Genomic DNA, 13,363 nt, shown 5'->3' on the forward strand with positions numbered 1-13,363 from the left:
CTCCCGGCGGCGGCCGGAGGCAGAAAAGGCCGCATCCAACCTGCGGAGGCTCATCCGCGTCCCCCCTGGCTGGCGGAGGGGGCGGCCGGCGGGCCTTGGAGGGCCCGGGGCTGTACCGTCATGCCGTCGGTCAGGCCCTCGTTCCCCTGGATGACGACCTTCATGCCGGGGCGGAGGTCCCCCCCCGCCACCTCGATGAAGGAGTCCACGGTCCGCCCGGCGGTGAACTCCACCTCGCGGACTTTCCCGCCCTCGAACACGAAGACCGTCGTCCGCCTCGCCCTGAGCTGGACGGCGTCCTTCGGCACGAGGATGGCCCGGGCCGAGGCGCCGTACTCCATCGTCAGGCGGGCGAACATCCCGGCCTTGATCGAATGGTCCGGCGTGTTCGGCAGCTCGGCCTCGACCGGGAAGGTGCGGCTCTTGGGGTCGGCCTTGGGGATGACGGCGCGGATCTTGCCGGTGAAGTCCTGGTTGCCTAGGGCGTCGAAGATGATGCGCACCGAATCTCCGGCGCGGACCTTCTCGATGTGGCTCTCCGAGATCGGCACGCGCACCACCATCTGGCCCATCTCGGCCACCTCGGCCACGCGCCCCCCCTTCTGCACCCACTGCCCGACCTCGAGCGCCTTCTCCGTCACGAACCCGGTCAGGGGGGAGCGGATGACGGCTTTCGAGAGATCGTCGTCCACCCGGGCGATCTGGGCCTGCACCCGCTCCATGTCCGCCTTCGCCTTGGCGATCTCCTCCTGGCGGAAGCCCGTCTCGGCCGTCCGGAGGAACTGGGCGGACTCGAGCGCCTCTCGCTTCGTGCTCTCCAGGCTCGCGATTGCGCGGTCGAGCGCGGAGCGGTCCTCCAGGCGCTTCTCGACGCGCTCCCGGATGCGCCGGACTTCGGCCTCCGCCCGCTTCACCCGGCTGTTCCAGTCCTCCACCCGGGCGCGGAGCCCCCCGGCCTCGGCAAACTGCGAGCGCTGGAGGCGCAGGTGCTCCTGGCGGGTCTTCTCCAATTCCGCCTGGAGGATCTTCCGGTCGAATTCCAGGTCCGAACGCTGCAGGCGGGCCAGCACGCTCTTTCCGGCGATGACGTAGTCCCCCTCCCGCACCGGCACCTCCTTGGCCCGCCCTTCGATCTCGCTGCTCACCACCGACATCCGGTTCGGCGCCACCGTCCCCACGGCGGTCAGCTGGCTGCGGACCTCGCGCTGGGTGATCTCGCCGAGCGTCACGAGCGGCGCCGGCCGCTGCATCCCCGGGGGCCCGGCGGGCCCGGCGTGCGCGGAGGCCGCGAGCCCCAGGAACAGGAGGGCGAAAAAAGAGAATATGGAGGGATATGCGTGATTTTTGGGCAAGGGCGTTCTTCGGGACGTGTCCGAAGTCCTCCGGCGGCAACGGGGCGCAACGGCTCTCCCGGCACGAAACGGCGGGAGAGCCCCCGCGAATGGAGGGCGCATCATCCCAAAGCGACCCATCGGATGCAACCGGCCGCCTGAAATCGGGCGTTAGGATTCGAGAACCGGAGCGGCCCGTCTTTTGCCGCTTTTCAACCGCTTAGACGCGCTCGGGGTCCGTCCGCATGAAATTCCTTGAAGGCCCCCCTCCGCAGGGTTCATAATCCGGGGGCACAAACCCTTCTTCCCGAGCCTCACCGCCCCGAGTGGAACCTTTATGCGAATCCTCCTGGCCGGGCATAACATCGACATCGAGCTCCTCCGCCACCTCAAGACCCAGATCCTCGAGCCGGTCGCCTCGGGATGGGAGGAGAACCGCCTCGACGCCATGAGCGAGGCCGAGCTGCGCGCCCAGGCGGCCGAGCTCCAGCGGCGGACGGCGGAGTTCCTCGGCCGGGACAACCTGACCCCCGAGTCCATCAGCGCCGCCTACGCCCGCATCAGCCGGGACCCGCGCGCCCTGGACGAGCTGCGGGCCGTGGCGCGCGACGAGGTGGAGAAGGCCCGCAAGAGCAACCAGACCATCATCTTCGAGTACGGGCATAGCTCGGTGGCCGAGCACGCCTGCTTCAATATCGACGTGATGGAGGTGAGCCGCTACGCCGTCGAGGAGATCGAGAAGTTCCGCCTCCTCGCCTACACAGAGAAAAGCCAGCGCTACATCCTCCTCGAGGACGACTTCGTCATCCCCCGGGAGATCGAGGAGGCGGGCCTCGCGCCGCGCTTCGCCGAGACCATCAAGGCCCAGAACGCCTGCTACCACCGGCTGTACGAGAAGCTGCGGCCCTGGGTGTTCGACCGCAACCCGGACCTCGCCGCCTCCAAGAAGAACCACAAGACGCTCGAGGGCTGGGCCAAGGAGGACGCCCGCTACATCGTCTCCCTGGCCACCGAGACCCAGGTGGGCATGACCCTGAGCGCCCGGAGCGTCGAGCACGTCGTCAGCCGGTGCGCCTCACATCCGCTGGCCGAGGTCCGCGAGTACGGCCGCCGTCTCTTCGAGGCCATGGAAGGGGTGGCTCCCTCGCTGGTGAAGTACGTCCACCCCACCCCGTACAACCGGCTCGCCCGCGCCGAGCTGCGCGAGGCGGCGGAGGAGGCGCTCGTACGGCTGAGGGACCTCCCGCCGGCCGGTCCCCTGGCGGAGGAAGGGGAGGTCGCCCTGGTGGACGCCACCCCGGAGGCCGACGCCCTCATCGCGGCCGCGCTGCTTCACTCGGGCTCCCGCCGCCCGATGGGCGAGTGCCTGGCCGCCGCCCGCGCCATGGGGGATGAGGAGCGCCGGCGCTTCATGGCCTCCACCTTCCGGCACATGAAGAGCTTCGACCCGGTGCTCCGCGAGTTCGAGAACGCCCGCTGCGTCTTCGAGATCACGCTCTCGGCCGCCTGCTTCGGGCAGATCAAGCGCCACCGGATGTCCACCCTGAACGTCCAGCCCTACGACCCCGCCCTGGGCGTGACCGTGCCGGTTTCCATCGTCCAGGCGGGGGCCGAGGGAGAGTTCCGCGCCGCCGTCGAGGAGACGGACGCGGTCTTCTTCGCCATCGCGGACAAGGCGCCGCTGGCCGCCCCCTACGTCCTCACCAACGCCCACCGGCGGCGGGTGCTCTTCACATCGAACGTCCGGGAGCTCTGCCACGTCTCGCGCCTGCGCGAGGATCCGCACGCGCAATGGGACATCCGGGATAAGGCGGCGAAGATGCTCCGCCTCGCGCGCCGGGTCATGCCCGGCGCCCTCCAGCTCGCCGTGGGAAAGCACCAGTTCGCTCAGGCGTGGGAGCAGCTTTTCCCGGGCGAGGCTGAGCGGGCCGCCAAGCCCTGAGCGTTATGGAATGGAAGTCCCCGCTCCCCCTTGCCACGCAGGGCCCGCGCGGCCGGGGCCGGCGGCGAGGGGAGGGGCTTCGCCCCCGGGCGGCGCGCCGCGGGCCGCCGCCGCCAGGCTGTCGGCCAGGAGGAGGGCGATGCAGCGGTAGCTCGTGTCGTTCATGTGCAGCTTGTCGCGGTGGATGACATCTTCCATCCTGTGCTGCTTGCTGTCGATCCAGTAACGCATGACGGCGAAGCGCCGGAAGAGCGCCACCTTCGCGTCGCCGGCCGCCGCGGAGATGGAGTCCACGATGCGCCGGTGCACGGGGCGGGCGATGACGCGCGGGGCGTACTGGGGATCCATGAGCACGACGTCGATGCGGGCCGCCTGGAGGCGCTTGATTCCGGCGTGGATGGTGTCGGAGTAGCCCTTGAGGCCGCCGCCCCGCTTGATCACCTGATTGCTTCCGGTCTGCCAGATCACGAGGTGGGGGCGGTAGGGCAGCACGTCGCGCTCGAAGCGGGCGAGCATCTGGTCGGCCGTCTCCCCGCCGATTCCCATGTTGAGGACCACAACGGAGAGGCGCGGCCACCGGCGGCGGAGCTCCTCGGCCAGGCGCGCGGGATAGGCATGGGCGGGGCTGGAGGCGCCGACGCCCTCCGTGGAGGAGGAGCCGATGGCCACGACAACGAGGGCATTGCCGCGCCGGATGGCCCGAGCCGTCCTGGGCAGGGGGACCTTGAAACGGACCACCTCCTGGGGGGCGTCGCAGCGCGGCGCGCCGGGCGCGGCGCCGGCGGGGGCGCCGGCGGCCAGAAGGAGCGCGGCGGCGAGTCCGGCGGCCTTCATGGGCGGCTTTCGGGGCGGCTTTCGGGCTGGGGCTTGCGCGCGATGAATTCGGCCGCCGCCCGGCCGATGCAGTCGTAGAGCTTCACGGCGAGCTTTCGGCGCTCCTCCTTGCCGCTGACCCCCAGGTCCAGCGCCCCCGTCTCGGCCCAGTGGCGCATGATTCCGTGGCGCCGGAACACGGCGACATCGTTGACGTCGGCCACCTCGCGCAAGGCGATGAGATAGGGCGGGAAATTGATCATCGCGTGGGTGCGGCGCGAGAACTGCATGTTCATCAGCACCACCTCGATCCCGGCGGAGAGCAGATCGTCGATTCCGGCCTGCAGCGTTTCCTGGAAATAGTCGATGTCGATCCCCCGGACGGCTTCCATCGTCCCCGTCTCCCAGATTACGAGCACGGGCTTCAAGGGGAGCACGTCGCGCTCCAGGCGGGCGGCGGCCTCCTTGGCCGTCTGGCGCGGCACCCCGAGGTTCACCATCTTGATCCGGGCGGAGGGGAAGCGCGCGGCGAGCGCGGCGGCCATCCGCGCCGGCCAGCCGCGTTCCGCGGCGCCGGCCGCGCGCCCGAGCGTGGAAGCCCCGCCCAGCGCCACGATGACGGCCTCGCGGCCCTCGGCGAGCGCCCGCGCCGTCCTAGGGAGCGCCGGCTCGAAGGCGAAGAACATCTCGGGGACGGGGCACTCCCGCTCCTGGGCGGCGGCCATCCCCGCCACGGACAGGGCGCCGGCGGCCAGCATCGCGGCGGCGGAGGAGCGCAAGGAAAGAAGCCTCATGCCCCTTCTCCTCCGCCGGCGCTGGGCACCGGCGTATGGACCGGCTTCGCCCGGGACGCCGCCAGCGCCGCGTCGAACCACTCCATGAAGGCCGCGACGCCGATCATGATGGCGACCCCGGCGGCGGACACGGCGAGCTGCATCGGGATGCCGCCGTAGAACTCGTTGAGCGCCAGGTGCCCCAGCACGGAGAGCAGGATGCCGAGGCAGAAGATGTGGAGGGAGTTCCTCCCGCAGACGGCGAAGGGCCACCCGAAGCGGCCCGCCAGGAACTTCGCCTGGGGGTGGATGAGGCGGGCCACCAGCAGGGCGAGGGCGAGCACGTTGAGGAACCGCAGCAGCCCCAGGTTCGCCTTGCTCAGGAAAGGCCACAACGGCTTTCCACTGACCAGGACGGGGATTGGATCGTACAACCCATGCAGCGTCCAGTTGAAGCGGACGACGAGTCCCGTCGCCGCGAAGGCGGCCGCGGCGCGCAACAGCCAATGCTTATCAAGCCAGGAGATGCGGCCGCGCGTCCCCCGCCAGCCGAGCCAGGCGCCCAGGAAGAACAAGGCCTGCCAGCCGAACGGGTTGAAGAACCACACCCGGTCCGGCCCCGGGTAGGCCGGCAGGGCGACTCGCTTGTCGAACTGGACCGCCAGCCAGACGGCCAGGCAGAAACACAGCACCGCCCTCGGCCACGCCCCGAAACCCGCCAGGACGAAGGGCAGGGCCGCGAGCAGGACGATGTAGAGCGGCAGGATGTCCATGAACGCCGGCTGGAACTGGAGCGTCAGCGCCTTCACCACCGCCAGGCCGGGCTCGTTCAGGAAATCGGCGGCGCGGAACTCCTCGGCGTAGAGGGAGTTGTTCAGGTTGTTGACCGTGTAGGCCATCATCGCCATGAACATCACGAAGAGAAAAATGTGGGCGACGTAGAGCTGCCAGACCCGGTGGTAGACCCGGAGCCCCGCCAGCGCGAAGCCCTGGCGCTCCATCGCGCGGCCGTAGACCATGCCGGCGGTGTACCCGGAGATGAGGATGAAGACCTCGGCCGCGTCCGAGAACATCAGCGACTGGAGCGTGAACTCGGCGAGGATGTTGTTCGGGACGTGATCGATGAAGATAGAGAAGAGGGCGAGGCCGCGGAAGAAGTCGAGCCGTAGGTCCCGATCCATGCCCGTAGGCCCGCTCATCCGGACGCGCTTCCTCCCAATTCCCCAAGCTTCAAAAAAACAGTCTCATTTTATCGAAACCGGCGCTTTCCGTCATCCGGCCTTTCGCCGGTTTCGCGGCCCAAAAAATCCTGGCCCGATACGCCGCCGCCTATTATCTTGCCAACAAGAGAGGCGCAAACGGAAGAGAGACTCGCCGGAACCCGGTGAGGTCCAAATGCGTTAGAGGTTCGTGAGCCCGCTTGCCGCCTGCGAAGGAAAGACGAGAATGTGGCATGAATTACTCATCTTGACGAGCATATTCGCCGCTTTCGTGGCGGCGTTTGGGTTCTTGAAATGGGGACGGCTCGTGCGCAACCCCGAGCGAAGAAACCCCTGGATCTTCTTCAACCCGGGTAGCGGGGGCGCCTGAGGGGCAGGACCTCCGCCGGCGTCACGCGGCCCCAATCCATTCAGATTAAACGATGTGAATTATTATGGGATGGTTCGCCGGGCGCTTCGTTGCCGAGGGCGAGGGGGATCCTTACCCGAGGGGCCACAGAGTGCACTTTCGCGCCTGCTTTCGCCCCAAATCTCATTGCCCGAACCGGCCTGGGAGGGCGTGGCCCCGGCCTTTTTCGCTTCATCCAGTCCTCAATTCCTCAACCCCATCCTATATTAGGGTTGCTGAGGATGGCCGGAGCTTACCGGTTCGTCCTTTCGCGCCCGGGGAATAAATCTCCGGTTGCGCTTGTCGGCATAGTGAGGCAGTCCCGGATCGGGTTCCGCGTTTCGCCGCCGCATGCGGGAGAATCGGCCATGGTCCCCAGCCCCGGCGGCCGTACGGCAGAAATCACCCGCCCGAACTCCAAGGTCTATGAGGAGGGCATGGCGGGGGGGCTCATCGGCGCCGCCACCATCGCCCTGTGGTTCTTTCTTCTGGACCTCTACCAGGGGAGGCCGCTCTTCACGCCGAGCGTCCTGGGGACCGCCCTCTTCCGGGGGGGCGTGGACGCCGCCTCGGCCCAGAGCGTGCCCGTCTCCTTCGAGATGGTCATCACCTTCACCTGGGTGCACACCCTCGTCTTCGTGGCCATCGGGGTGGCCGCCGCCTGGCTCATCCGCCTGGCCGAGCGCGACCCGAACTACGGTTTCGGGATCTTTCTCCTCTTCGTCTTCTTCGAGTTCGGCTTCATCGCGGTGAGCAGCATCTTCGCCGAAGGCGTGGTGCACGCCCTCACGGTCCCGGCCATCCTGGCGGGCAACTTCCTCGCGGCGGCCGCCATGGGCGCCTTCTTCTGGCGCCGCCACCCGGGGATGCTGAGGTTCTATCCCTAGAGAACTCTTCGCCGCGGGGCCGCTCTCCCCGATACAGACCTGGGCACAAAAAAAGGGCCTGCGGATGCGTCCGCAGGCCCTTGATTTTTCTGGTGCGCCTGGAGAGATTCGAACTCCCGACCTTCTGATCCGTAGTCAGACGCTCTATCCAGCTGAGCTACAGGCGCTTGGGGGGCCGGCGGAGTATCCCCTCCGCCGTCCGCATGGAAGCTACTCACCCGCCCGGCGTTCGTCAAGGGCGGCCGCCCCGCCGGGCGCAAGCCCCGCGGCCGGGCCGGCGGCGCCTGGCCTTCCGGCCCGCAACCCCTCATAAATCAGACTCTTTCGTCTTCTTCCCCGGGTTGAAATGCGCACGAAACCTCCCTAGACTCGCCGCACGCCCCCACTTCGGGCGACCGGGCGCCGGGCCCTCCGCTCCTCCAGCGGGAGGCCGGGGATGCCCTCTCGTCCAGGGGATTTTTCTCTTTCCGGGCCAGCCGGATTTCCGACGCGGGCCCAAGCGCACGTTCGGAGGACACGCCCCTCATGATGAGCTGGCTCCCGGAGAACATCTCGCTCGAAGGGGTCGAGATCGACCGGCTGTTCTACATCTCCTACTACCTCACGGCCGTCACGTTCATCCTGGTGGCGGCCTTCATGCTGGCCTTCATCGTCATGTACCGGCAAAAGCCCGGGGTGCGGGCCAAGTACACTCACGGGAACACCACCCTGGAGATCCTCTGGACGGTGATCCCGGCCGTCATCCTCCTCGCCTTCATCCTGGTGAGCCAGAACTCGTGGGCCCGGCTCAAGTTCAACCCGCCCGAGAACCCGGACATCCGGGTGGAGGTGACCGGGAAGCAGTTCAACTGGATCATCCGCTACCCCGGGCCCGACGGGAAGTTCGGCACCGCCGACGACAAGGAGTTCGACAACCAGCTCAACGTGCCGGTGAACAAGAAGGTCCTCATCCACCTCAAGGGAGAGGACGTCATCCACAGCTTCTTCATGCCGGAGGCCCGGCTGAAGGCGGACGTGGTCCCCGGGCGTACCATCCCCCTCTGGTTCACCCTGACCAAGACCGGAAAGTTCGAGATCCCCTGCGCCGAGCTCTGCGGCTTCGGCCACTCCGGCATGAAGGGAGAGCTCGTCGTCCACACGTCCGAGAGCTTTCAGGACTGGCTCAAGAAAACCTGGGCTCCTCCGCAGCAGGCGTCGCGGCAGTAGCGCCCGGAGGAAATGAGGAGGCGGCCCGGCGCCGGCCTTTTCACGCCATTGAACTTCAGGAGAGAGGGACGAGCCTTATCATGAGCGACACCACGGCATCCGCGGTGCACCACGGCCACCAGGAGCACCACCAGGTCGGGTTCTGGTCCACCTACGTCTTCTCCCTCGACCACAAGATGATCGCGAGGCAGTTCCTCTGGCTGGGCCTCGTCATGATGGTGCTGGGGGGCGTCTTCGCCCTCATATTCCGCTGGCAGCTCGCCTGGCCGGAGACGCCGGTGTGGGGCTTCGGCTGGGTGCCCGACGACAGCAACAACATGCCGACGGGCATCGTCACGCCCAACTTCTACAACATGCTGGTCACGATGCACGCGACCATCATGGTGTTCATGGTCGTGATGCCCATCCTGGTCGGCTGCTTCGGGAACTTCCTGATCCCGCTCATGATCGGCGCGCGGGACATGGCTTTCCCCACGCTCAACATGCTTTCCTTCTGGTTCGCGGTGCTGGGCGGGTCGGTGATGATGGCGGGCTTCTTCGTCGAGGGCGGCCACGCCGCCGCGGGGTGGACCGCGTACGCACCCCTCGCCAGCGTCCCCAAGTACACCGGCGTGGAGTGGGGCCAGAACCTCTGGGCCGTCAGCCTGTTCATCCTCAGCCTCTCCTCGCTGATGGGCTCGGTCAACTACATCACCACCGTGATCAACATGCGGACCCAGGGGATGGGCTGGTTCCGGATGCCGCTGTCGGTGTGGTCGCTCTTCATCACGGCGATCCTGGGCCTGCTGGCCCTGCCCGTCCTCGGCTCGGCGGTGGCGCTGCTCTTCTTCGACCGGGTGTTCGGCACCACCTTCTTCAACCCGGCGCAGGGGGGCGAGCCCCTGCTGTGGCAGCACCTGTTCTGGTACTTCGGCCACCCCGAGGTGTACATCCTCATCCTCCCCGGGATGGGGATCGCCTCGGACCTCCTGAGCGTCTTCAGCCGCAAGCCCATCTTCGGCTACCGGGCGATGGTCTACTCCATGTGCTCCATCGCCTTCCTCTCCTGGGTCGTGTGGGGGCACCACATGTTCCAGTCGGGAATGAGCCCCTACCTGGGGTCGGCCTTCATGATGACGACGCTGGTCATCGCCATCCCCTCGGCCATCAAGACGTTCAACTGGCTGGGCACCCTGTGGGGCGGCTCCATCCTCTTCACCGTGCCGATGCTCCACGCCCTCTCGTTCGTCATCCTGTTCGTGATCGGGGGGCTGAGCGGGATATTCATGGCCTCGAACGTGGTGGACATCTACATCCACGACACCTACTTCATCGTGGCCCACTTCCATTACGTGATCTTCGGCGGCAGCATGTTCGCCATCTTCGGCGGGGTCCACTACTGGTTCCCCAAGATGTTCAACAAGCACATGGACGACGCCCTGGGGAAGATTCACTTCTGGCTGACCTTCTTCTTCTTCAACCTCGCCTTCTTCCCGATGCACATCCTCGGGGTGGGCGGGCACATGCGCCGCATCTACAACCCGATGCAGTACGACTTCCTCAAGGACATGCAGCCCCTCAACGTTCTCATCACCCTGGGCGCCCTCGGCCTGGGCCTCTCCCAGATTCCCTTCGCTCTCAATTTCCTCGGCAGCATCTTCCGCTGGAACGCCCGGTGGTTCCGCGCCCTCGCCCAGGCGGTGACCGCGTTCGTCTGCGGCCTCGTCGCCTACCGCGCGGCGGTGGTCGCCTCGGCCGGCCTGATGCCCGCGGAGCCCGCGGGCACGGGGGTGCGCGTCTTCGCGGGAGCCGTCTTCGCCGCGGTCTTCGTGTTGATCTTCGCCTATCTCTCTAGGAAGATGGGGGAGATGGGCCGCGCCGCCGCCCAGAACCCCTGGGACGCGAACACCCTGGAGTGGGTGGCCCCCACCCCGGCGCCCCACGGGAACTTCGGCCCGGCCCTGCCCGTCGTTCAGCGCGGACCGTACGAGTACAGCGTGCCCGGCGAGGCCGCGGATTGGGCGCCCCAGACCCAGCCCTTGTCGGCGCGGGCGGCGGCGGCCTCTCACTAGCCCTCCGGGCCGGAGAAGCACATGCCGCATCCGTATTCGGGCGCCTCCCCCGCGGGAGGCGGCTGGGCTCACCGCCTGGCCCTGCTCACGCTGGGCGCCACCCTTCTCCTCATCACGGTGGGGGCGCTGGTGACCAGCCTCGGGGCCGGGCTGGCCGTCCCGGACTGGCCCACCACCTTCGGCTACAGCATGTTCGCCTACCCCTGGTCCAAGATGGTGGGGGGGATCCTGTTCGAGCACTCCCACCGGTTGATGGGCTCGCTCGCCGGCATCCTCACCATCCTCACCGCGGCGCTCCTCCTGTGGCGCGACGAGCGCAGGTGGATGCGCGCCCTGGGCGTGGGGGCCCTGGCGCTGGTGATCCTCCAGGGCGTGCTGGGGGGCCTGCGGGTGGTCCTCCTGAAGCTCGACCTGGCGATGGTCCACGCATGCACGGCGCAGCTTTTCTTCGGCCTGATGGCCGGGATCGCCCTGTTCACCTCGCGGGCGTGGCGGCGGGACGATGAGGGCCCCGCCGCGAGCCCGGCTCTGGTCCGGCTGGCCTCGCTCGCCGCGGCCGCCCTCTTCATCCAGACCGCCCTGGGCGCCCATCTCCGCCACACCGGGGAATGGCCCGACGGCCACCTGATGTTCTCGGTGATCGCCTCGGCGGCCGTGCTGTGGACCTCGGCGCGGGCGCTCCACGAGTGCGGCGGCCATCCCGGGGTGCGCCGGGCCGCGCACCTCATGTGGATCATTCTCCTGGCCCAGATCCTGCTCGGACTGGGGGCCTTCATCGGCAAGTACACCGAGTGGGCCGACGCCCTCGTGCCCTACGGGTATGTCATCGCCCTCACCGCCGGCCACGTCGCGGGGGGCTCGCTTCTGTTCGCCTGTTCGGTCGTCCTCGCCATCTGGCTTCGGCGCCTGCGGGCCGCGGCGCCCGAGGCCGTGGGCTCCTTCCCGCGCCACGTGACGGCATGATGAGCTTCCGCGCCGTCGCCATCGGCATCCGGAGGGGCGCCGTCTCCCGCCGGCTGACGGACTATCTCTCCCTGACCAAGCCCCGGCTCGTCCCCATGGTGCTCATGGCGACGGCGGCCGGATATTACCTCGCCTCGCGGGGGGGCCTCGGCTTCCAGGCCCTCATCCACACCCTCGTCGGCACCGCCCTCTCGACGGGCGGGACCCTGGCCCTCAACCAGGCGGCCGAGGAGGACCTGGACGCCCGGATGGCGCGCACCCGCACCCGGCCCCTGCCCGGCGGGCGGCTGATGCAGGCCGACGCGCTCGTCTTCGGGGGGGCGCTCGTGGTGGGCGGGCTCTTCTACCTGAGCTTCCTGGTGAACCCGCTCACCGGCCTGCTGACGGGCATGGCCGGGGCGAGCTACCTGCTGCTCTACACCCCGCTCAAGCGCGTCACCTCGCTCAACAGCGTGGTGGGGGCCCTGCCGGGGGCGCTTCCCCCGGTCATCGGCTGGGCCGCGGCCGCGGGGGAGCTCTCGCTGGGCGCCTTCGTCCTCTTCGCCATCCTGTTCATCTGGCAGATCCCCCACGCCCTCGCCATCGGAATGCTGTACCGGGAGGAATTCCTTGAGGCAGGCGTCCGGCTGCTCCCGGTGGAGGAGCCCGACGGCCGCAGCACGGGCCGGCAGGCGGTGAGCTACTGCCTCGCCCTCCTGCCCACCGCGATGATGCCCTCGCTCATCGGGCTGGCGGGGACGGTCTACTTCTTCGTCGCCCTGATCCTGGGGCTCGTCTACCTGGCCTTCGCCGTACTCATGGCCCGGGAGCGGACCACCGCTTCCGCGCGGCGGCTCTTCGGCGTCTCGCTGGTCTATCTTCCGCTCGTGCTGCTGGTCATGGCGCTCGATCCGAGGGGGCCCTGACATGCGGAGCCGCGAAAGCCTGCGGGCGAAGAACTGGCGGGTCGGCCTTCTGCTCTTCCTGGGGGTCGCCGCCCTGACCGCCTTCTCGGTGGCCGTGGCCGCCTGGAAGTAGTCATCGAGCCGCCCTGTCCGGGCCGCCACGGGGAATTCCGCATATGGCCTCGCCGGTCGCCGATACGCCGAAAACGCCCGGGATCGCCGTCCCCCCCCCGGCCCCGCCGGTGGACCCCCCCGACGAGGGAGGAGGCTGGGGCGGGCCGGACGATTCGCTGAATCCGGCGGCCAGGCCGCTCCTGACCAACGCCCAGCTCGCGATGCTCGTCCTCATCGCGGCCGAGGCGATGTTCTTCGCCGGCCTCATCGGGGCCTTTTTCGTGTTCCGCTTCAGCGGCCAGCCCTGGCCGCCGCCCTTCCAGCCCCGCCTCCCGATCGCCCTGACCGCGCTGAACACGCTCTTTCTCCTGGCGAGCAGCGCGACGATGGTCCAGGCCCAGCGCGCGCTCCGCCGGGAGAATCATGGAATGCTCCTCCGCTTCCTGGGAATGACGGCCGGCCTGGGGGCGCTCTTCCTGCTGATCCAGGGTTTCGAGTGGGTGCGCCTGCTGAGCTTCGGCCTGACCGCCTCCTCGGGCGTCTACGGCTCGACCTTCTACACCATCATCGGGACCCACGCGTTCCACGTCTTCTGCGGGGTGGTGTGGCTGCTGGCCGTGCTGGTCCGCGCGGCGCTGGGGGCCTACAGCCCCCAGCGCCGGGGCGCGGCGGTGTGCTGCGGGATGTACTGGCACCTGGTCGTCGGGCTGTGGCCGGTGCTTTTCATCCTCGTTTATCTGATTTAGGACCCATGCTTTCGTTGACACCCCCCGGGGTGGATGGCATAGTGG

Annotated in this window: 10 protein-coding genes, 1 tRNA gene and 1 pseudogene; 7 read left to right on the forward strand and 5 right to left on the reverse strand. The window is 68.4% G+C overall.

The annotated features are described in order from the left end of the window. Positions 1–50: 50 nt before the first annotated feature. The gene (locus tag HYZ11_10270; GenBank protein MBI3127979.1) at positions 51–1,352 is read right to left on the reverse strand and encodes an efflux RND transporter periplasmic adaptor subunit; all 1,302 of its coding nucleotides are present in this window, start codon (positions 1,350–1,352) and stop codon (positions 51–53) included. 316 nt (positions 1,353–1,668) lie between these two features. Between HYZ11_10270 and HYZ11_10275 the strand changes: the two genes are divergently transcribed. Further along, the gene (locus tag HYZ11_10275) at positions 1,669–3,273 is read left to right on the forward strand and encodes an FAD-dependent thymidylate synthase (GenBank protein MBI3127980.1); all 1,605 of its coding nucleotides are present in this window, start codon (positions 1,669–1,671) and stop codon (positions 3,271–3,273) included. Between the two features lie 3 nt (positions 3,274–3,276). Here HYZ11_10275 and HYZ11_10280 read toward each other — a convergent pair whose 3' ends face one another. The 3 genes from HYZ11_10280 to HYZ11_10290 are packed head-to-tail and all read right to left on the reverse strand — an operon-like array spanning position 3,277 to position 6,058. Continuing rightward, positions 3,277–4,107 (reverse strand): SGNH/GDSL hydrolase family protein, encoded by an 831-nt coding sequence (locus tag HYZ11_10280; protein ID MBI3127981.1) that lies wholly within the window; start codon positions 4,105–4,107, stop codon positions 3,277–3,279. Next, a complete protein-coding gene (locus HYZ11_10285) occupies positions 4,104–4,880 on the reverse strand; it encodes a hypothetical protein (protein ID MBI3127982.1) in 777 nt (258 codons plus the stop codon). Before HYZ11_10285 ends, HYZ11_10280 begins: the two co-directional genes overlap by 4 nt. After that, complete coding sequence (locus tag HYZ11_10290; GenBank protein MBI3127983.1) at positions 4,877–6,058, reverse strand: OpgC domain-containing protein; 1,182 nt, start codon at positions 6,056–6,058, stop codon at positions 4,877–4,879. The genes HYZ11_10285 and HYZ11_10290 overlap by 4 nt, the downstream gene beginning before the upstream one ends. 777 nt (positions 6,059–6,835) lie before the next feature. Between HYZ11_10290 and HYZ11_10295 the strand changes: the two genes are divergently transcribed. Beyond that, positions 6,836–7,354 (forward strand): hypothetical protein, encoded by a 519-nt coding sequence (locus HYZ11_10295; GenBank protein MBI3127984.1) that lies wholly within the window; start codon positions 6,836–6,838, stop codon positions 7,352–7,354. 90 nt (positions 7,355–7,444) lie between these two features. On the opposite strand, the gene HYZ11_10300 is transcribed toward HYZ11_10295, so the two are convergent. Then, positions 7,445–7,521, reverse strand: a tRNA-Arg gene (locus HYZ11_10300). 358 nt (positions 7,522–7,879) lie between these two features. Here HYZ11_10300 and coxB point away from each other — a divergent pair. The 5 genes and pseudogenes from coxB to HYZ11_10325 all read left to right on the forward strand — a co-directional run bounded on the left by coxB (position 7,880) and on the right by HYZ11_10325 (position 13,318). Continuing rightward, positions 7,880–8,560: a cytochrome c oxidase subunit II gene (gene coxB / locus HYZ11_10305; GenBank protein MBI3127985.1), complete on the forward strand. Its 681-nt coding sequence runs from the start codon at positions 7,880–7,882 to the stop codon at positions 8,558–8,560. A gap of 80 nt (positions 8,561–8,640) precedes the next feature. Beyond that, positions 8,641–10,203: pseudogene (locus tag HYZ11_10310) on the forward strand (cbb3-type cytochrome c oxidase subunit I). Between the two features lie 429 nt (positions 10,204–10,632). Beyond that, positions 10,633–11,574 carry a COX15/CtaA family protein gene (locus HYZ11_10315; GenBank protein MBI3127986.1) on the forward strand — a complete coding sequence of 314 codons (942 nt, stop codon included), beginning with the start codon at positions 10,633–10,635 and terminating at the stop codon, positions 11,572–11,574. Then, positions 11,574–12,479, forward strand: coding sequence for a protoheme IX farnesyltransferase (cyoE, locus tag HYZ11_10320; protein MBI3127987.1), 906 nt, complete (start codon positions 11,574–11,576; stop codon positions 12,477–12,479). The genes HYZ11_10315 and cyoE overlap by 1 nt, the downstream gene beginning before the upstream one ends. Positions 12,480–12,634: 155 nt before the next feature. Next, positions 12,635–13,318 carry a heme-copper oxidase subunit III gene (locus HYZ11_10325; protein ID MBI3127988.1) on the forward strand — a complete coding sequence of 228 codons (684 nt, stop codon included), beginning with the start codon at positions 12,635–12,637 and terminating at the stop codon, positions 13,316–13,318. Positions 13,319–13,363 lie beyond the last annotated feature (45 nt).

The organism is Candidatus Tectomicrobia bacterium, from assembly GCA_016192135.1.
Classification (GTDB): Bacteria; UBA8248; UBA8248; order UBA8248; family UBA8248; genus 2-12-FULL-69-37.